The following is a 19,033-nucleotide window of genomic DNA, read 5'->3' as shown; positions in this document are numbered from 1 at the left end:
ACATTCAGCAAGTTGTGGGTCCTCGCACGGCCCCGTTCTTGTTGCATTTCGGAGACGGACTTTGCCGCTCCGCAGAGCTACGGTTTCCTCGGACTTAAATCATATGGGCCCTCGTGCCTGATCAACCGCTTCGGGGAAGAAAGAAGCGGACGAACCTGGGGAGACTGGCAATGAATAAGCTTCTTATTGGTGCAATCAGTGCAGTGGCGATGGGCCTGTCGGCTCCCGCGAGCGCGGCGGATCTTGCCGCGCGTCCCTACACCAAGGCTCCGGCGCCGGCGATTGCCACCATCTACGATTGGAGCGGCTTCTACATCGGCATCAACGGCGGCGGTGGCTCGAGCCACACGTGCTGGGACTTCGTCACGCCCGCGACCGGCGTTTTGGTCGGGGAAGGCTGCCATAACGCGGTCGGCGGCACGGTCGGTGGCCAGATCGGCTATCGCTGGCAGTCCACCAATTGGGTGTTCGGCCTCGAAGGCCAAGGCAACTGGGCCGACTTCCGGGGCGACAACGTGAGCACACTTTTCCCCGGCACCGCCCTGGTCACGGGTGATCGCAACCGTTCCCGCATCGACTCTTTCGGGCTCATCACCGGTCAGATCGGTTACGCCTGGAACAACGTGCTGCTTTACGTGAAGGGCGGCGCCGCCGTCGTCGGCGACAAATACGACATCTACGCTGCGGCGGGCACGCCCGGCGCGGGCGCGCTGCTGGCCTCGGCGCGGGAGACTCGCTGGGGTGGCACGGTCGGGGCCGGTCTGGAGTTCGGCTTCGCTCCCAACTGGTCGCTGGGCTTTGAATACGACCACATCTTCCTTGGCGATCGCACGATCGGCTTCACAACGCCCGCGGGTGCGGTTTTCGGCAGCGACCGGATTCGCCAGGACGTCGACATGGGCCTCGTCCGCTTGAACTATCGCTGGGGCGGTCCGGTCATCGCAAAGTACTGATCGCGCTGGAATAGAGCACTTCGGAGGCCGGCCTCGTGCCGGCCTTTTGCTGTGCGGTTCTGCGATATCAATAGGTCAATAGCCGTTCCGTTTTCCGATCGCTGTTGCTTTTCAGTGACACAACTTGCGGCTTCACCGGTGTATGGACGATATCAGTTGGACCACGGCGTCCGATGCTCTTCCGGAACAGGGAGGGACAACAGAAACTGGGACTGGGATTACTGAAGATGAAAAAGATTTGGTTGGCTTCGGCCTGTTTGTTCGCACTCGCTGCCCCGGCTTCGGCCGCTGATCTGGCGGCGCGCCCCTACACCAAGGCTCCGGTGGCCATGGCTTCGGTCTACAACTGGACCGGCTTCTACCTCGGTATCGTCGGTGGCGGCGCCTGGGAAAATTCCTCGACCGACCCGAAGATGAAGGGCGGCTTCGTCGGCGGTACTGCCGGCTACAACTGGCAGACCGGCAATGTCGTGTTCGGCATCGAGGCCGATGGTTCCTGGGCTGACGTCAGCGCGTCGGTCACCGGCCCCGTTGCCGTCCCCGGCTTCGGCCTCGTCAGCACCACCCTCAGCTCGAAGACCGATGCGATGGGCACCGTGCGCGGCCGCATCGGCTACGCCGTCAACAACGTCCTGTTCTACGGCACCGGTGGTTACGCCTGGATCGACAACAAGCTCAGCATCAGCGCGCTCGGCGTGACCGCTTCCGACAGCAAGTGGCACTCCGGCTGGACCGTCGGTGCGGGCGTCGAAGCGTTCTTCGCTCCGCAGTGGTCGGTCAAGGGCGAGTACCTCTTTCGCAGCCTCGGCGGCGAGACCTACTTCTCGGGCGCCCTGCCCACCGGCACGCTCGAGTTTCACACCGTGCAGGTCGGCGTGAACTATCACTTCGGGGGCCCGATCGTCGCGAAGTACTGATCTTCGCTATCGACGCCATCGTGTTACGAAAGGCCGGCCTCGCGCCGGCCTTTTTGTTTGAACGGGACCGGTCACGCGCAGTTCCGCAAGCCGTGCTCCTGCCAGATGCCGCCAGCGCGCCAACAATCCGTTGACGATTCGCAAACGCCACTGGAAATCCGTCCCTGTTCTTCCTACGTTCGCTTACTTACCCATCGGCGCCGATCCCGGTTCCGGGCGATGCGCGCCTTTCAAGTTGGCGCGATCGCGCGCTTTTGGATTCCCTGAGGACCACCAGGATGGATGAAGTGATCAAGGCGAAGCGCCAACAACAGAACGCGGGAGCACACCTGCGCGCGATTACGATCCGTGGCGCGCGCGAGCACAACCTCAAGAACGTCGACGTCGAAATTCCCCGCGACAAGCTCGTCGTGTTCACGGGGCTGTCAGGCTCCGGCAAATCCTCCCTCGCGTTCGACACCATCTATGCCGAGGGCCAGCGCCGCTACGTCGAATCGCTGTCGGCCTATGCCCGCCAGTTCCTGGAGATGATGCAGAAGCCCGACGTCGACCAGATCGACGGCCTGTCGCCGGCGATCTCGATCGAACAGAAGACGACGTCGAAGAACCCGCGCTCCACCGTCGGCACGGTGACCGAAATCTACGACTATATGCGCCTGCTGTGGGCGCGCGTCGGCGTGCCCTATTCGCCCGCCACCGGCCTGCCGATCGAGAGCCAGACCGTCTCGCAGATGGTCGATCGCGTGCTGGCGCTGCCGGAGAGCTCGCGGCTCTATCTGCTTGCGCCAGTCGTGCGCGGCCGCAAGGGCGAGTACCGCAAAGAGCTCGCCGAATGGCTCAAGAAGGGCTTTCAGCGCGTCAAGATCGACGGCGCCTTCCATGAGCTCGCGGAAGCGCCTGTTCTCGACAAGAAATTCCCGCACGATATCGACGTCGTCGTCGATCGTATCGTGGTGCGCCCCGACATCGGCCAACGCCTCGCCGAAAGCTTCGAGACCGCGCTCAAGCTCGCCGAGGGCCTCGCCGTCATCGAATTCGCGGACGCGCCGGCTGCAGCAGCCCCCGCGGAAGAGAAAAAGAAGACGGCCAAGATCCACGACAAGAGCGGACCCGAGCGCATGCTGTTCTCGGAAAAGTTCGCCTGCCCTGTCTCCGGCTTCACCATCCCCGAGATCGAGCCCCGGCTGTTCTCGTTCAACAATCCCTATGGCGCCTGCCCCGCCTGCGGCGGCCTCGGCGTCGAGCAGCATGTCGACGAGGACCTCGTCATCCCCGACAAGGAGCTAGCCATCGGCAAGGGCGCGATCGCGCCCTGGGCCAAGTCCTCGTCGCCCTATTACATTCAGACGTTGACTGCGCTCGGCAAGCATTACAAGTTCACGCTGACCACCAAATGGAAGGATCTGCCCAAGAAGACGCAGAACGCGATCCTCCATGGCTCCGGCGAGGACGAGATCAAGTTCTCCTACGAGGACGGCGTCCGTTCCTATGACACCAAGAAGCCGTTCGAGGGCGTCATCACCAACATCAACCGCCGCTATCGCGAGACCGAGAGCGAGTGGGCGCGCGAGGAGCTGGCGAAGTACTTCCACGACGTGCCCTGCGAGGCGTGCCACGGCTTTCGGCTCAAGCCCGAGGCGCTCTGCGTCAAGATCGGCGGCAAGCATATCGGCGACATCTCCGAGATGTCAGTGAAGGGCGCCGGCGCGTGGTTCGAGACCGTGCCGGAGGCGCTGAACGCCCAGCAGAACGAGATCGCCGGCCGCATCCTCAAGGAGATCCGCGAGCGCCTCACCTTCCTGCTCGACGTCGGCCTCAACTATCTCACGCTGTCCCGCTCCTCCGGCACGCTCTCCGGCGGCGAGAGCCAGCGCATCCGCCTGGCCTCGCAGATCGGCTCGGGCCTGACAGGTGTGCTCTATGTGCTCGACGAACCCTCGATCGGCTTGCACCAGCGCGACAACGCGCGCCTGCTCGACACGCTCAAGAGACTTCGCGACCTCGGCAACACCGTGATCGTGGTCGAGCATGACGAGGACGCGATCCTGCTCGCCGACCACGTGCTCGACATCGGCCCCGGTGCCGGCATGCATGGCGGCAACATCATCGCCGAAGGCACGCCCGCCGAGATCATGCGCAACCCCAACTCGCTGACCGGCAAATATCTGACCGGCGAGCTTGAGGTCGAGGTGCCGGAGCGGCGCCCGCCGAACCATCGCCGCACCATCAAGGTGGTCAATGCGCGCGGCAATAACCTCAAGAACGTCACGGCCGAAATCCCGCTCGGCCTGTTCACCTGCGTTACCGGCGTCTCCGGCGGCGGCAAGTCGACGCTGCTGATCGACACGCTGTACAAGGCGATCGCCCGCAAGCTGAACAACGCCAGCGAGGGCGCCGCGCCGCACGACCGCATCGAGGGCCTCGAGCACATCGACAAGATCATCGACATCGACCAGTCGCCGATCGGCCGCACGCCACGCTCCAATCCCGCGACCTATACCGGTGCCTTCACGCCGATCCGCGAATGGTTCGCCGGCCTGCCCGAGTCGAAGGCGCGCGGCTACGAACCCGGCCGCTTCTCCTTCAACGTCAAGGGCGGCCGCTGCGAGGCCTGCCAGGGCGACGGAGTCATCAAGATCGAGATGCACTTCTTGCCCGACGTCTACGTCACCTGCGACGTCTGCAAGGGCAAGCGCTACAACCGCGAGACGCTGGAGGTCCTGTTCAAGGGCAAGAGCATCGCCGACGTGCTCGACATGACCGTCGAGGAAGCGGCCGAGTTCTTCAAGGCGGTCCCGCGGGTGCGCGAGACCTTCCAGACGCTGCATCGCGTCGGCCTCGACTACATCCATGTCGGCCAGCAGGCCACGACGCTCTCGGGCGGCGAAGCTCAGCGCGTCAAGCTCGCAAAGGAGCTGTCAAAGCGCGCCACCGGCCGCACGCTCTACATCCTGGACGAGCCGACCACCGGCCTGCATTTCCACGACGTCAAGAAGCTCCTGGAGGTGCTGCACGAGCTGGTCGCGCAGGGCAACACGGTCGTCGTCATCGAGCACAATCTCGAAGTCATCAAGACCGCCGACTGGGTCATCGACCTCGGCCCCGAAGGCGGCGACGGCGGCGGCGAGATCGTCGCCTGGGGCCCCCCGGAAGACATCGCGAAAGCGCCGCGGAGCTACACGGGGAAGTTTTTGGCACCGGTGCTGGCGAAGGCGCGGAAGCCGAAGCGGAGACGCGCGGCGAGCGAGGCGGCGGAGTAGGTTACGCAGCGGGAGCGTGCCGACACATTGTCTGAGGGAGGTCGCTTTTGCCTGCAGGACTTCTGCAAACCTATCGTGCGTTCGCCCACAATAATGCTTGGGCGAACCACCGGCTGCTCACTGCTTGCGCCGCGCTGTCTCAGGCTGACTTCGAAGCCGCACGAACCGGCTTCTTTCCAAGCCTGCAGCGCACGCTCAACCACATCCATGTCATAGACCTCTTCTATGTCGATGCGCTGGAGGGCGGATGGCTGGGACCGGCGGCTTGGAAGAACCAGGTGCCCCACCTTTCACTTGCCGCGCTGAAGCCCGAGCAAGCCGCGATCGACAAGCGCTTGATTGCCGTCTGCGATGGACTGACGCCCGAGCTTCTCGACGGTCTCGTGCGGATCAACCGCGACACCCGCGTGCAGATCGAACGTCGCGACCGGCTGCTCATGCATCTGTTCCAGCATCAAATTCATCATCGCGGACAAGCCCACGCGATGCTTTCCGAAACGCACGTTACCCCGCCCCAGCTAGACGAGTTCTTCGCCGAGGGAGAGGCGCCGCTCAGGGCCACCGAATTCGACCAACTCGGATGGACCGAGGAAGCGGTGTGGAAAGCCTAGCGGTGTAGCTTCGTCTCCATGCCCTACTCCCTCGCCATCTTCGATCTCGACGGCACGCTGGCTGACAGCTTCCCGTGGTTCCTGCGCACCATCAACGACGTCGCCGACCGCTTCGGCTTCCGCCGCGTCGCCGATGAGGATGTCGAGGGGCTGCGGCATGCTTCGTCGCGCGAGATTCTCAGCCGGCTCGAGGTGCCCTTGTGGAAGCTGCCGGCGATCGCGCGGCATGCGCGGCGGCTGAAGGCTGAGGCGGCCGCCGAGATTTCGCTGTTTTCGGGCGTCGAGACGATGCTGAAAACACTGGCCGGTAACGGCGTGCAGCTCGCACTGGTGACATCGGACAGCGAAGCGAATGCGCGCGAAAAACTCGGCGAGGCCGCCGCGCTGTTCGCGCATTTCGACTGCGCCGCGTCGATCTTTGGCAAGCCTTCGAAATTCCGACGGGTCATCCGCCGCGCCGGCGTGGAGCCGGGCAAGGTCATCGCGATCGGCGACGAGGTGCGCGATATCGAGGCGGCGCGGGCCGTGGGGATCGCCTGCGGCGCGGTGGGCTGGGGTTATGCGGCGCCGGCGGCGCTGCGGGCGCAGGCGCCGGATCACATGTTTGAGCAGATGGATGAGATTGTATGGACGCTGTGCCCCGGTGCAGTAGCCCGGATGAGCGAAGCGATATCCGGGAACGGCGGTGGATGAGGAGAGCCTGTCCCGCAAGTCGCTCCGCTCATGCGGGCTACGACGCCCCTACTCCGTCCTGCGCAAAAACGCCCCGAACGCGCGCGGGCCGTCGCCGGTCTTGACTTCGCCGATCACCTTTAGCTCGACCGCGTCGATGATGTCGAGCGTGTTGCTCTCCCAGCAGGCGACGATGATGCGCTTGCCGTCGGCGGTCGCGGCGATGCCTTCGGGATAATCGCCGACATTGATGCGTTTGATCGGCTTCAAGGTCGCCAGATCGAACACGCTGACAGTGCCGCCATATTGGTCGGTGACGAAGCCGCGGCCCTGCGCCAGCGCCACCGCATAGGGGCGCATCCCGACCGGCACGCGGCCGGTCTCGGACCCAGCGGCGATGTCGATCACGGAGACGTCGTTGGAGCCGACATTGGCGGTGTAGGCCCGCTTGCCTTCGGCATCGATGGTGACGCCGAACGGACGGGTGCCGACCTTGATGGTCGCCTTGCGCTGGCGGGTCGCGATGTCCACCACCGAGACGCTGTCGTCGTCGCGGTCGGCCGAGAGCAGCAGCTTGCCGTCTGGCGTCACTGCGAGCCCCGACGGCGAGGCGCCGACCGCGATGCTGGCCGTGACGCTGCGGCTCGCAGCGTCGATCACCCGCACGGCGGCTGCGTACCAGTCCGCGACATAGACGGTGCGGCCATCCGGCGCGACGGCAATGCCAAGCGGCCCGCCGCCGACCTCGATCCGCCCTGCAATCTGCCGCGTTGCTGCGTCCACCACCGTTACGGCCTTGGCGTCCGGGCTCGTGACATAGGCAAAGCGCCCGTCCGCGCTAACGGCCACGCCCGCCGGCTTGCCGCCGATCGGGATGGTCGCGACGCTGCGCGCGGTGGCGAGGTCCACCACCATCAAATCGTCGCTGAGCTGGTTGGTCACGAACGCCTCGTCGGCGCACGCGCTGCCGAGAGCGGCACGGTAAAGGCTGGCAGCGAGCGCCGCCAGGACCAACGCCCGCACGGTCAGCTTCCGCTCTCGATCTTCTTCTTCAACGACTCGAGGCCGGCCTTGTAGAGCCCGCTCACCGCAGTCTTAGCCGCCTCGTCGCTCAGCTCCGGCGGCGGATCGTTGTTGGGAAAGCCGCGGTAGAACGCGCCGGCCCATTCCAGGGTCGAGGCCTTGCCGTCGGCGCTCGGCGTGACGGTGAGCGTCGAGGAATAATTGGTGACCGGCAGCACCTTCACGTCCACATTGGTGATCCGGTAGGAATAGCTCATCGCGGCGGCGTCAAACTTGTAGAGCTCTTCGTCGACGGTCGCGCCTCCCGTCAGCGTCAGCTTCCGCGTCGCGCCGATCTCGTTGCCCTTCTCGCCCTCGGTCTTGGCAACAGGCGGCAGCCAGCTCATGTCCTGGAAATTGCCCATTGCGGCCCACACCTTGGCCGGGGCGGCGGTGATCTCGATGGATTCGCGGACCTTCTGCCGGGTCGGCCCGTGGGCCCAGGCCGATGTCGAAGCCGGGCCAAACGCCGCCGTCAAAGCTGCCGCGCCCGCAGCAGTCAGTACTACGCCCAAGACCGTGCGGCGTCCAATCGTCACCCTCATCTCGTTTCCTCATGCGTCTCATTGATCATGCGCGACTTGATGCGCGCTGGGATCATGGTAGCGCATTTTGCGGCCGAGGGGAGACCCGTTCGTGGCCACGTTGCGGCAGGCGTCCGCGCGCCCCACAACCCCTTGCCGCCCGGCGGGCAAAACACCCGATAAGCGGGTCAACCACGATCGGCAAAAATATTTCTCTTTATCCGTATTTCGGATTATCGTATAGAAAGCCATCCCAACCCGGCCGAGGGGCGGATCGCGATCGTCACGAACGCGGGATGGGACGTGGTGGACGTGGGCCACACCGGCGCGAAGGCTTCGCAGGGCGGGCAACCGTGAACGAAGGCGTCGCGCACACGACCGGTGTGATCCGCGTACGGCAAAATCGTGTGGTCCTGACGCCCGGGGTCTGTGCGTCAAGTCTTGTGGTGATGTGGGCGGCCCGACCGGGCATCCGCATCAGCCATCCGCAAGGCGACGGGGGCAATAGTGCATCGCTCCCCGGGGAGATCACGACATAAGCCGTCAAACCACTGCGCAGGGAAGGCCGTGTGTTGGGCTTCACCTGTATGCCGCTGTGCAGCCTCTTGTAGCGCAACCTTCGCACAGTGGACCGTGGGTGCCAGCCGGCACCCGGCCTTCCCTGCGCCCTCGGCATTTTTGGGGGCAAAGAATGCCGCAAAGCTCGGGCCGCACAGGCCGCGAGAAGGCGAAGGTGCGCGGACTCTGTGGATTGAAATACGAAGATGGATTTTGGGCGCGTGCCCCGGACGCGGCGCAACGCCCCTTCGGCGGTGCGCCGCAGAGCCGGGGCCCACGCAGCGGCAAATGCACGGCTTCTGGGTCCCCGCTCTACGCCGCAACGCTTACGCGTTGCAGCTTGTCCGGGACACGAGCGTGGAACTTTATCTGGCGCGCTGGCGACCGCAACATGCCAAGCACGAAAGCCTCGCGAAAGCTGCATCTGGGAAACAGACAGAAACAAACGGCAACAAAACTCGTCATGCGGCATCGGACGCAAATTGAAATCTCAGTTGTTAACCGGAATCTTCCTGGGAAGACCCAGCTGAGACAGTTTGCCGGCATGAGGCCAGCCCCCATCTCGCGACCCCGCAATGATTGACGGATGTCCGGGACCGTAAGAGCCGCGAGGAGTGCGCGATGGTATCAACGTATTTCAGTTACAGCTACATCACGCGCAATCTCAAGCAGTCCCTGACGCGGGTCGAACAGCAACAGGACGTGGCGCGAGAGGCCGCCTATTACAAAGCCCACATCGGCAAGGTGAAGTCCGTCGACGACTTCATGAAAGACTATCGCCTTTATCATTATGCGACGAAGGCATATGGCCTGGAAGACATGGCCTACGCCAAGGCCTTCATGAAAAAGGTGCTGGAGAGCGACCTCTCCGACGCAAACAGCTTTGTCAACAAGCTGGTCGACAAGCGTTACCGCGAGTTCGCCGCGGCATTTTCCTTCAACGGCAGTGCAACGCCGGTTGCGCAATCGGAGAACCAGACCGACGAGATGATCGGTCTGTACACGGCGACCAGGAAGAGCCAGGTCGATGCACTTACCGGCGACTCCAATTACTACAGCGCCGAAATCGGCAACATCAGCAGTGCAGACCAGCTCCTGAACAACGACCGTCTTCGCAACTATGTCTATTCGGCATACGGAATCGATCAAACCAAGTGGTCGCGTGACACGATAAGCCAGGTCTTGCGCAGCGATCCATCCGATCCCAACAGCTACGTCAACACCACTTTCGCCTCTCAGTTGAGTGGCCTCAACGCCGACCTTGCTCAGGCCCGATCGGATGTCACCGCGGCCAATTCACGGATCGCCGACTACACCACCCAGCTATCGCAGCCGGGCGCGAACGTGACCCAGTTGAACGTGCAGATCCTGGTCGAAAAGCATCATTTGGAGTCATATGCGAGCAGCATTTCCAGCCTCAGCGACCAGATAGGGACGATTGGCGGGTTCGTCGACCTGGCCGGTGCGTTCGAGTTTTCGCCCGACGGGTCCCTTCCGTCAGGCGTGTCCGCGCAGACTGCTGCAAATGTCACCATCACGAAACAGAGGTTCGACGACAGCAAGTCCGCCGTCTATTCGGCGGCAAGCCCGTTGAACGAAGCCTTTGCAATCAGGCAATTCAGAACCGCCATCCTCAAGATCAATTCAGTCCAGGCGTTCGTATCGACACCGGGCGTTTATGATTTTGCGCTGGGAGCCGTCGGCCTCGATCCCGCAAACGTCTCGCCGGCGACTGTCAAGGCCGTGCTCGAAAGCGACATCAACGACCCCAAAAGCTACGTCTATACCCTCAAGGACAATCGATATCTGGAGCTGGCGCGCGCCTTCAACTTCGACGCTAAAGGCAATCTGACGACCCCCTTGGTGGCTCAGGACTCTGCTGAAGTCCTCCAGATCGCCAAGGACTACGTCATTGGAGCGGTGAAGAGCGCAAGCACGGCAACTCCCCAGCAGCAGGCCGCAGTTCGGGCACAGGCCACGAAGGATGCGTCGGAATATCAGCAGGCCATCGCCGGCATCGACAGTGTTTCCGATCTTCTCGCAAACAGGCCGATGGTCGATCTCATTCTCCTGGCCAAGGGTCTGGATCCCAAGAAGGTCAGCACCGATTTTCTCAAGAAGATCTTCGCCTCCGATCTGAACGATCCAAAGAGCTTCGCGAACACCGAGAGCGATCCTCGCTTTGCCGAAATCGCGGCGTCGTTCAATTTCGACAGTCAAGGCAACGTCGCGCGTCTTCCGATGATGGGGCCGCAGAAGCGGGATCAGTTTCGGGAAACACAGGCGAACTATGTCGAGCAAAGCCTGGAGCAGCAGCAAGGCGATGCGAATCCCGGCGTGCGCCTGGCGCTCTATTTCCAGCGAAAGGCGGGGGACATCACATCCGCGTACGACATCCTTGCCGACAAGGCTCTTTCGGAGGTGTTCAGGACCACCTTCGATCTGCCTGACTCGATGGCGGCGATGCCGATCGACCAGCAGGCCAAGTTCGTGGACAGATTCATGAAGATCAAGGACCTGTCCGATCCCGCGAAGGTTACAAAGCTGCTGAACCGTTTCTCCGCCATGTATGACATCAGAAACAGCCAGAGCACCGGTCAGGGTCAATCCCCCCTGCTCAACCTCTTTCAGGGATCCGGTTCGGGGATCAGTGACTCCACATATCTGGCCATTGCCAAGCTACGCACTCACTGACGGTCGCCCGCCGGGACTAGTCCAACACCTCGAGCACCAGCTCCATGGTCATGAGCACGGGATTGTCGCCACGGACCAGACGGCCCTCCGCCATGCCGCCGGTGTAGTCGATCAGGGCGACGTCGAGTGCGGCTTCGAGCGCTCCGGAGGCGCCGGCCGCAATCGTGCCGCCGGTGACCGCAAGCTCGGTCGCGAAGGGCTCGGTCACGCCGCCATGGCTGAAGCGGGCGCCGATGGTCGAGCCGACGCCGCCGTGGATCCTGGCGCGCGCGATGCCTTGCGCGCGGCAGAAGTCTTCGAGACAGATGGCGAAATCCTGATTGGGGCGCAGCCGCAGCGCGAAAGCGCGGCTGGTCGTGCGTGCGCCGGTGCTCGCAGCCGGCACCGGCCCGAACAGCTTGAAGTTGGTCTCGGGATCGGGTTCGGCGGCAAACATCGCACCATCGATGCCGAAGGCCTCGACCTCGAACGGCTCGGCGACGTCAGTCTCGTCCGGCAGCATGTGGCCGCCACTGTCGCGGCCATCGGGCTCCGTCCACAGCCCATGGCAATGAAAGAACGGCGCGCCATCGCGCGTGCCCAGCGTCATGCTGCCGAGCCTGGTGCGCGTCACGCCGCCCGGCCGGAAAGTGTCGCTATAGAACGCGGCGTTCTCGCTGGTCTTCGACAGCGCCGGCATGACATAGGCGAACGGCCCGAGCGCGCCGCGCCCGAAGCTGAGCACGCCGCCGGCGAATCCCTCCGCGGCAAAACCGCGGCGCGCCGCCTCCAACAGCGGCAGACCTGCTCGAAGCGTGAAGGAGAAAGCGCGTCCCCTCGCCTCCACCCATTGGATGCGTTCGGCGACCGGCGCGCCGGGCTGCTTGATGCTGCGCATGACTTTCGCTCAGCCCGCCCGCGTCTTGTCGAGATCGAGCAGCCCGCGCGCCTCGAGCTCGTCGCGAACCATCCGTTTGGGAATCTTGCCGTAGCCGGATTTCGGCAAGGCCTCCCAGAAGAAGAACCGCTTCGGCATCTTGTAGCGCGGCACCTTGGGGCTGAGGAATGCCGCCATCTCCGCTTCGCTCACCGGCTTTGCGCCTTCGCGGGCGACGCAGACGGCAACGCCGACCTCGCCCCAGGTCGCATCGGGCACACCGAGCACCGCGACCTCGCCGACGCAAGGATGGGTCAGGATTTTCTCCTCGATCTCCCGTGGATAGATGTTGGAGCCGCCGGAGATGTACATGTCGGAGGCTCGTCCGGTGATGTAGACGAACCCCTCCTCGTCCATGTGGCCGAGATCGCCAGTGCGGAACCAGCCATTGCGGAACGCCTTCGCATTGGCTTCGGGATTGTCGTAGTAGCCGGCAAGCACGGCGGGGCCGATCACGCAGATCTCCCCGCTCTGGTTGGCGCCGAGTTCGCGGCCCTCGTCGTCCTGGATCGAGACCTGCATGCCGGTACGCTCGAAGCCACAGGTGCCGATCTTCGCGTGCGGCCCGTCCTCGGGATCATGCAGCGCCGCCGGCAGCACGGTGATGTTGCCGGTCACCTCGCCGAGACCGAAATACTGCACGATGACCTTGCCGAGCTTCCTCAGCGCAGCCTTCTGGTCCTCGCGATACATAGGCGCACCCGCATAGATCACCTGGCGCAGCGAGGAATGGTCGTATTTGTCGGCGGCGGGATGCTCGACCATCATCTTCAGAATGGTCGGCACCACGAAGAGATTGCTGACCCGATGCGTCTCGATCAGGCGGAACGCCTCGTCGATATCGAATTTCTCCGTCGGGAGCAGCACGGTGCAAACGCCACGCGCGGTCTGAACCAGCTGATGCACGCCGGCGCCATGCGACAGCGGCGCCACCACCAGCGAAGCATCCGCTTCGGTGACGCCGGGCGTGAGATCGGCGAGATGGTTGGTGACGACAAAACCCATCTGCCCGTGGGTGAGCACCGCAGCCTTGGAGCGGCCGGTGGTCCCCGACGTGAAGAAGAACCAGCAGGGATCGTCGTGCTCGACCGCAACGTTCTCGACCACGCTGCCAGCGCGCGACGCGACGGCATCCGCAACCGACGTCTCGGCAAATGGCGCCCGACCGTCGATGCTCCAGGTGAATTCCAGCGCGCCACCGCTCACGGCCGCGGCGTGTTCAGGAAAATCGACGTGGCACAGAAACGCCTTCGCGCCGGAGGCCTGCGCAAGATAAGTCACCTCGTCCGGCATCAGTCGGAAATTGGTGGGTACCCAGACCGCGCCGAGCCGGAACGCCGCGAACATCGAGAAGAACATCTCGTCGCCGTTCTTGGAATGGACGAGGATGCGGTCGCCCTTCGCGATGCCCCGCGCAGCGAGCGCCGCCGCCAGCGCCGAGACCTGCGCGTCGATCTCCCGCCAGGTCCAGCATCTGTCACCCCAGACGAAACCGGGACGCGCCCTATGCCGCCGCGCATTCTGGGTCAGCATGTGAGCGAGATTCATGACGCGGCGGGACATGCGCAGGGGCTGCATCGGGCTTCCTCTTCGGCGGCGGACGGCACGCAAGCCGCCCGCTCATTGCAGCCCATTTATCGCCATCGCCACGACCCCTGCAAGGCTGCCGGGCGCAGCGCAGCCCATCCCACCGTTCAGGAAATTTTAAACATGATCGGCGCAACCTCGCTCAGTTCTCGCGTACAGAGTGCCGCATCATGGTCAAAGCGCCCGCCCTCCTCCTGTTGTCGTTGGCGCTTGCCGGATGTGCCGTGGGCCCACAAGCGCACCTCGCCTCCGGTCCCGCCTTCACGCCTGCGCGCTATGCCTGGGACGGCGCTGGCGAAAATCCCAATCACCCGCGCGCTCCCTCAGGACCAGCACGCACGGCCCGATCCGAGCGCAACAGCTCGCAAGCAGGGCTTAAACCCTACTCGAAGGAATGGTGGCAGGCGCAGGACGGCATCGAGGCGGAACAGGACGCCAGGGTCAACCGTTCCCTCGTCATCTGCCAGGGATGCCTGCGCCCGCAGGCGCAGTCCGAGGATTCCAGGCTCGCCAAGGCGACCGATTGAAACCTCCGGACGATCAGGACCTGGTGGAAGTCCGGCCCCGTCGTCGCGAGAAGCGACCGGGAGCTACAACGCCCCGAGCTTCCGCAATGACTCCTGTGCGGTCGGCAGGCCCGGCTTCAATTCCAGCGCCTTCCTGAAATCGGCAATCGCGCCCTGTTTGTCGCCGAGCCGCAGCTTAGCCTGTCCGCGGTTGCTCCACGAGAACACGTCGGAGGGATCGTATTGCAGCGCCTTGTCGTAGTCGGAAAGGCCGCCCTTGCTGTCGCCCTGATAGAGCCGGATCATGCCGCGATTGCGCCAACCGCGCGCGTCGGTCGGCGCAACGCGGATCGCCTCGCCATAATCGGCGGCGGCGCGATCGAGCTGCTCGCTATCGCGATAGACGTTGCCGCGATCGATATAGGCGAGCAGATCGGGCGCAAGCTTGATCCGCGTGGTATAGTCGGCGATGGCGTGCGCCATGTCGCGCCTGCGGTAAGACACCAACGCACGATTGGCGTAGGCCATGGCGTATTTGGGATCGCGCTTGATCGCGGCGTCAAAGTCCGCGAACGCACCGTCGAGATCGCCCTTGTTGAAACGCGACTCGCCGCGATTGCTGTAGGCCAGCGCCAGCGACGGATCGAGCTTGATGGCCAAGTCGTAATCGGCGATGGCGCGATCATAGTCGCGCTTGAAACTGTAGACACGGCCCCGATTGTTGTAGGCGCAGGCATAGCCGGGGTCGCGCCTGACCGCATCGTCGAGATCGGACAGCGCCGCGTCGAGCTCGCGCTTCTCCGTCAGACCATGACCGCGATTGCAATAAGCGCCGGCGAGCCGAGGTCCGGTTTCGCTCTTGGTATCGATCACGGTCGAGCAAGCCTTGATCCGCTCGTCCGGCGTGCTGGCCAATCCGACGCAGGCCTCCCAGGCCGGACCGCCTGCCGCGGACGCCGGAGCCGGCGAGATCAGCGCGGCGAGCAGCGCCAGGAGGCTGAGCGGGACACGCATTTTCCGGATATCTCCCCTGCGGCAATCCCTCTTGGTCGCACCTTGGCAACGGCCGGTTCAGGCGCCTAGATCAGAGGCAAGCAGCAGGTCGGAAGGATTTTGCATGGCGCCATCGGTACGCGACAACAAGGACAGAAGCCGCTTCGAGCTCGATGTCGGCAGCGAAATCGCCTTCGCCAATTACCGGCTGACGCCGGCGGCAGTGATCATCACCCATACCGAGACGCCGCGCGCGCTGCGCGGCCGCGGCATCGGCTCCGAGCTGGTCAAGGGCGCGCTGGAATTGATCCGCCGCGACGGCAGGAAGGTGATCGCCGGTTGCGGATTCGTCGTCGACTATCTCGACAGGCATCCGGAAGATGCGGATCTCGTCGCCTGAATGCAAAAGGGCCCGCGCGATCGCGGGCCCTTGGGTTACGACCGGGCGACCGGTCAGTGCTTGATCTCCGGCGGCAGCTTGCCGCCATTGGCGGCGAGCTTGGACATCACCTGCTTGTGCAGCCAGACGTTCATGGTCGCGGAATCGTTGGTGTCGCCGCTGTAGCCGAGCTCCTTGGCGAGGTCCTTGCGCGCGGCGAGGCTGGAATCGATGTCGAGCGCCTTCATGAGGTCGACGATCGAGGTGCGCCATTCCAGCTTCTCGCCCTTGTGCGCGGCGGCCGCCGCGTCGACGATCGAGGCAACGTCCACCGTCGCCGCGGGCGCCGATCCGCCCGGCGCGGCCCCTGCGGGCGCGCTGCCCGACGGTGCGCTGCCTGCGGGCGCGGCGGAAGCTGGCTGGCTACCGAAGATCGCGCCCATAATTTTCCCGAAAATGCTCATGTCTGCTCCCCGAAAAGGACCCGCTGGAGGGCCTTGAGTGGCACTTATAGACCAAGTTGCGTCGTTGCGCCCGCAAAGTTCCGCGGACCAGCACGCAGCATCAGCTTATCTGCGGCGAAATGACGACCGAACGACATCATCGGGGTTGCGCTGCGGCATCGAATCTCACCCAAGCGTGAGGGACAGGACTCGCAAATGGGCGTAGGCTTGACGTTCAGTTAGCGATGCCATCCGGAATTCGCGTCTGGTTGGGGATCGTGAAACTTAGAATAGCGGCCGCTTGCGCCGTTTGCTGGCGCCAGATGCGGCTGCATGGCAAGGGAGCTAGCGACCATGGCCACACTCTACCAGGGCAATGTCCCCACCTTGGCCCAGACCGCAGAAGCGGCTGGACCGGTGATCCGAACCATCCAACTCTCCGATCTGCACGATGCGCTCAAGCGCGGCTGGGACGATTTCAAGGCGGTGCCGAGCCACGCCATCATCCTCTGCGTGATCTATCCTGTGCTGGGCCTCGTGCTCGCCCGCGTGGTGATGGGCTATTCGGTGCTGCCGTTGTTATTTCCGCTGGCCGCTGGCTTCGCGCTGATCGGCCCGTTCGCTGCTCTCGGTCTCTACGAGCTCTCCAGCCGGCGCGAGCGCCATGAGGAGGCCAGCGCCTGGGATGCCATGGAGGTGCTGCGTTCGCCCTCCTTCGGCGCGATGCTCGGTCTCGGCGCGCTGCTGCTGGCCCTGTTCGTGACCTGGGTTGCGACCGCGCAGGCGATCTACGTTGCCGCTTTCGGCTACGAAGGCGCATCCGGGATCTCGGATTTTCTGACGCGCGTGCTCACGAGCCGGCAAGGCTGGTGGCTGATCGTGGTCGGCTGCGGCACCGGCTTCCTGTTCGCCCTTGCCGCGCTCTGCATCAGCGCCGTGTCGTTCCCGCTGATGCTCGACCGCCATGCCGGCGCGTTCGAGGCAATGGTGACGTCGCTGCGCGTTGTCGGGAAGAACCCGGTGCCGATGGCGGCCTGGGGCCTGATGGTGGCCGTCCTGCTGGCGCTGGGCACGATTCCCGCCTTCCTCGGCCTTGCCGTGGTGGTCCCCGTGCTCGGCCATGCCACCTGGCATCTCTATCGCAAGGTAATCGCAGCCGATCCGGGCGCGCGTCCGGTGCCGCCTCCGCCGCATCGTCCACGCAAGCCGGCCGCCGACTTCCCCGCCAACCTATTCCCCTGGCGCAATCGGACCGACGTCTGACGATATCGTGACATGCGATCCTGCTCCGGTGCGGGCAGGATCGCGCACTGTCATGCGCCTTGCTTTGGCCGCGGTTTCCATCGAGATTGCACCCGCCGTTCAGATCACTTCACGGAATTTATTTGCTCGAATGACCCCGACGATTTCTCGTCTCGCCCTCGCAGCCTTAGCCCTCACCGCGTCCATCCTATCCGCCCAGCCAGCGCTCGCCGCTGTTGCCTGCGGTTCGGGCAATTTCGACGCGTGGCTTGCAGACTTCAAAACGGACGCCGCGGCCAAAGGCGTCTCGCAACAGGCCATTTCCGCCGGGCTCGCCGGTGTAACGCTCGATCAGAGCGTGCTCAACCGCGACCGCTCGCAGAAGGTCTTCAGCCAGACCTTCGAGGAGTTTTCCGGCCGCATGGTGCCGCCGCGCCTGACGCGCGGCTCCAACATGATGAAGCAATACGGCTCGGTGTTGTCGCGTATCGAGCAGACCTACGGCGTGCCTGGCGAGGTGCTGGTTGCGATCTGGGGTCTCGAGACCGATTTCGGCGTCAATACCGGCAAGTTCGCAACCATCCGCTCGCTGGCGACGCTGGCTTATGACTGCCGCCGCGCCGAGCAGTTTCGCGCCGAGCTGTTGGATGCGCTCCGCATCGTCCAGCGCGGTGACCTCGCACCGGCCGACATGAAAGGCGCCTGGGCCGGCGAGCTCGGACAGACCCAGTTCATGCCGTCGTCATGGATGAAATACGCTGTCGATTTCGACGGCAATGGCAAGCGCGATCTCCTGCACAACGCCCCCGACGTGCTCGCCTCCACCGCGAACTATCTCGCCGGTTATGGCTGGCAAAAGGGTAAGGATTGGCAGCCGGGCAGTCCGAATTTCGCGGTGCTACAGCAGTGGAACAAGAGCGAGGTCTACTCGAAGACTGTCGCTTATTTCGCCACCCAGCTCGCGCGCGCCCCTTAGAAGCCCCACGGTTCGGCGTGTGTGCACTGCACCAGCGCCGCGTTATGTCGATCCGCCAGGGTTTAGTCGCACCGCTGGCCCAGGGCTGGCAAAAGTGTACCCTCTCGCTTGTTAATGAATCTTAGTTCACTCTTAATGCTCGATCATCATGCGATTCGCGCACGCGAGACTTGGGTATAGAAGCTATTCGATCAACTTGCGGACGACCACAAAGCAACTTATCTGGCCCTGAGTGGAACCGCCTCATCCGCAGTAAATCCGTGAATTCACGGGCGTCAGCACCCTTTTTCCCGTTCCGCCTACCCTTTGGGCGGGAGTGCTCCTGGGTTAATCGACCGTTACCAATGCTATGCACCCAGCGCTTAGCTGCATCGCAACATCGGAACTTTCGCACTGCACCACTCTCACCTATATTCATTTCAACGATGAGGCTCGGGCAAGAGCTGAATCGAACTACAGGAGACTACCAATGCTGCTCTCGCTCATCCGCATGATCCAGGCTTTCCGGGACTATCAGCGCAATGTTGCCGAGCTGTCCCAGCTTAGCGATCGCGAACTGGCCGATATCGGCCTCGATCGCTCGGACATCCCGCGCGTTGCCGCCGGTCAGTATCAGGGCTGATATCGTTCAGCCCTAACCGGACGAACCGATAGCGCCCGCCTCGTGCGGGCGTTGTCGCATCCGGAGGCAGAAAACTCGATCTCGGCGATTCCACTGACCGCCGAAAAGCGCTACCTGT

The 19,033-nt window shown here is 63.8% G+C and carries 17 protein-coding genes; 11 read left to right on the top strand and 6 right to left on the bottom strand.

The genetic code is table 11. The features are described from left to right. The first annotated feature begins 170 nt into the window (after positions 1-170). The 5 genes from BRA1253DRAFT_RS02495 (at position 171) to BRA1253DRAFT_RS02475 (ending at position 6,434) form a co-directional block, all read left to right on the top strand. Positions 171-953 (top strand): outer membrane protein, encoded by a 783-nt coding sequence (locus BRA1253DRAFT_RS02495; RefSeq protein WP_007590725.1) that lies wholly within the window; start codon positions 171-173, stop codon positions 951-953. Between the two features lie 227 nt (positions 954-1,180). After that, on the top strand, positions 1,181-1,870 hold the full coding sequence (locus BRA1253DRAFT_RS02490) for an outer membrane protein (RefSeq protein WP_035992628.1): 690 nt from the start codon (positions 1,181-1,183) through the stop codon (positions 1,868-1,870). A gap of 278 nt (positions 1,871-2,148) precedes the next feature. Continuing rightward, positions 2,149-5,130: an excinuclease ABC subunit UvrA gene (uvrA, locus tag BRA1253DRAFT_RS02485; RefSeq protein WP_007590723.1), complete on the top strand. Its 2,982-nt coding sequence runs from the start codon at positions 2,149-2,151 to the stop codon at positions 5,128-5,130. A 47-nt stretch (positions 5,131-5,177) separates the two neighbouring features. Further along, complete coding sequence (locus BRA1253DRAFT_RS02480; RefSeq protein ID WP_007590721.1) at positions 5,178-5,741, top strand: DinB family protein; 564 nt, start codon at positions 5,178-5,180, stop codon at positions 5,739-5,741. Between the two features lie 18 nt (positions 5,742-5,759). Next, positions 5,760-6,434 (top strand): HAD family hydrolase, encoded by a 675-nt coding sequence (locus BRA1253DRAFT_RS02475; RefSeq protein WP_007590720.1) that lies wholly within the window; start codon positions 5,760-5,762, stop codon positions 6,432-6,434. A gap of 48 nt (positions 6,435-6,482) precedes the next feature. Here BRA1253DRAFT_RS02475 and BRA1253DRAFT_RS02470 read toward each other — a convergent pair whose 3' ends face one another. Further along, on the bottom strand, positions 6,483-7,436 hold the full coding sequence (locus BRA1253DRAFT_RS02470) for a cytochrome D1 domain-containing protein (protein WP_007590717.1): 954 nt from the start codon (positions 7,434-7,436) through the stop codon (positions 6,483-6,485). A gap of 2 nt (positions 7,437-7,438) precedes the next feature. Beyond that, entirely contained in the window at positions 7,439-8,020 is a 582-nt protein-coding gene (locus BRA1253DRAFT_RS02465; RefSeq protein WP_007590716.1) for an SRPBCC family protein, read from the bottom strand. A 1,158-nt stretch (positions 8,021-9,178) separates the two neighbouring features. Here BRA1253DRAFT_RS02465 and BRA1253DRAFT_RS02460 point away from each other — a divergent pair. Continuing rightward, the gene (locus BRA1253DRAFT_RS02460; RefSeq protein WP_007590714.1) at positions 9,179-11,251 is read left to right on the top strand and encodes a DUF1217 domain-containing protein; all 2,073 of its coding nucleotides are present in this window, start codon (positions 9,179-9,181) and stop codon (positions 11,249-11,251) included. A 16-nt stretch (positions 11,252-11,267) separates the two neighbouring features. On the opposite strand, the gene BRA1253DRAFT_RS02455 is transcribed toward BRA1253DRAFT_RS02460, so the two are convergent. Both BRA1253DRAFT_RS02455 and BRA1253DRAFT_RS02450 read right to left on the bottom strand, forming a co-directional pair. Next, positions 11,268-12,128 (bottom strand): PCC domain-containing protein, encoded by an 861-nt coding sequence (locus BRA1253DRAFT_RS02455; protein WP_007590713.1) that lies wholly within the window; start codon positions 12,126-12,128, stop codon positions 11,268-11,270. A 9-nt stretch (positions 12,129-12,137) separates the two neighbouring features. After that, entirely contained in the window at positions 12,138-13,745 is a 1,608-nt protein-coding gene (locus tag BRA1253DRAFT_RS02450) for an acyl-CoA synthetase (RefSeq protein WP_007590712.1), read from the bottom strand. Between the two features lie 179 nt (positions 13,746-13,924). Here BRA1253DRAFT_RS02450 and BRA1253DRAFT_RS02445 point away from each other — a divergent pair, with 179 nt between their 5' ends. Beyond that, on the top strand, positions 13,925-14,281 hold the full coding sequence (locus BRA1253DRAFT_RS02445; protein ID WP_007590711.1) for a hypothetical protein: 357 nt from the start codon (positions 13,925-13,927) through the stop codon (positions 14,279-14,281). A 63-nt stretch (positions 14,282-14,344) separates the two neighbouring features. Here the strand turns inward: BRA1253DRAFT_RS02445 and BRA1253DRAFT_RS02440 are convergent, their stop codons facing one another. After that, positions 14,345-15,274, bottom strand: coding sequence for a tetratricopeptide repeat protein (locus BRA1253DRAFT_RS02440; protein WP_007590710.1), 930 nt, complete (start codon positions 15,272-15,274; stop codon positions 14,345-14,347). A gap of 103 nt (positions 15,275-15,377) precedes the next feature. Between BRA1253DRAFT_RS02440 and BRA1253DRAFT_RS02435 the strand changes: the two genes are divergently transcribed. Next, positions 15,378-15,653: a GNAT family N-acetyltransferase gene (locus tag BRA1253DRAFT_RS02435; protein WP_007590707.1), complete on the top strand. Its 276-nt coding sequence runs from the start codon at positions 15,378-15,380 to the stop codon at positions 15,651-15,653. Positions 15,654-15,706: 53 nt separating this feature from the next. Here the strand turns inward: BRA1253DRAFT_RS02435 and BRA1253DRAFT_RS02430 are convergent, their stop codons facing one another. Beyond that, positions 15,707-16,096, bottom strand: a complete 390-nt coding sequence (locus BRA1253DRAFT_RS02430) for a DUF3597 domain-containing protein (protein WP_007590704.1) — start codon at positions 16,094-16,096, stop codon at positions 15,707-15,709. 333 nt (positions 16,097-16,429) lie between these two features. Here BRA1253DRAFT_RS02430 and BRA1253DRAFT_RS02425 point away from each other — a divergent pair, with 333 nt between their 5' ends. From BRA1253DRAFT_RS02425 to BRA1253DRAFT_RS41035, 3 genes are all read left to right on the top strand, one after another. Continuing rightward, the gene (locus BRA1253DRAFT_RS02425; RefSeq protein ID WP_007590703.1) at positions 16,430-17,338 is read left to right on the top strand and encodes a DUF2189 domain-containing protein; all 909 of its coding nucleotides are present in this window, start codon (positions 16,430-16,432) and stop codon (positions 17,336-17,338) included. A gap of 130 nt (positions 17,339-17,468) precedes the next feature. Further along, positions 17,469-18,293 carry a lytic murein transglycosylase gene (locus BRA1253DRAFT_RS02420; protein WP_035992624.1) on the top strand — a complete coding sequence of 275 codons (825 nt, stop codon included), beginning with the start codon at positions 17,469-17,471 and terminating at the stop codon, positions 18,291-18,293. Between the two features lie 469 nt (positions 18,294-18,762). Then, positions 18,763-18,915: a DUF1127 domain-containing protein gene (locus BRA1253DRAFT_RS41035; RefSeq protein WP_007590701.1), complete on the top strand. Its 153-nt coding sequence runs from the start codon at positions 18,763-18,765 to the stop codon at positions 18,913-18,915. Positions 18,916-19,033: the final 118 nt, after the last annotated feature.

Origin of the sequence: Bradyrhizobium sp. WSM1253 (assembly GCF_000244935.1) — a bacterium.
Lineage (GTDB): Bacteria > Pseudomonadota > Alphaproteobacteria > Rhizobiales > Xanthobacteraceae > Bradyrhizobium > Bradyrhizobium canariense.
This window is presented reverse-complemented; position numbering and strand designations above follow the sequence as displayed.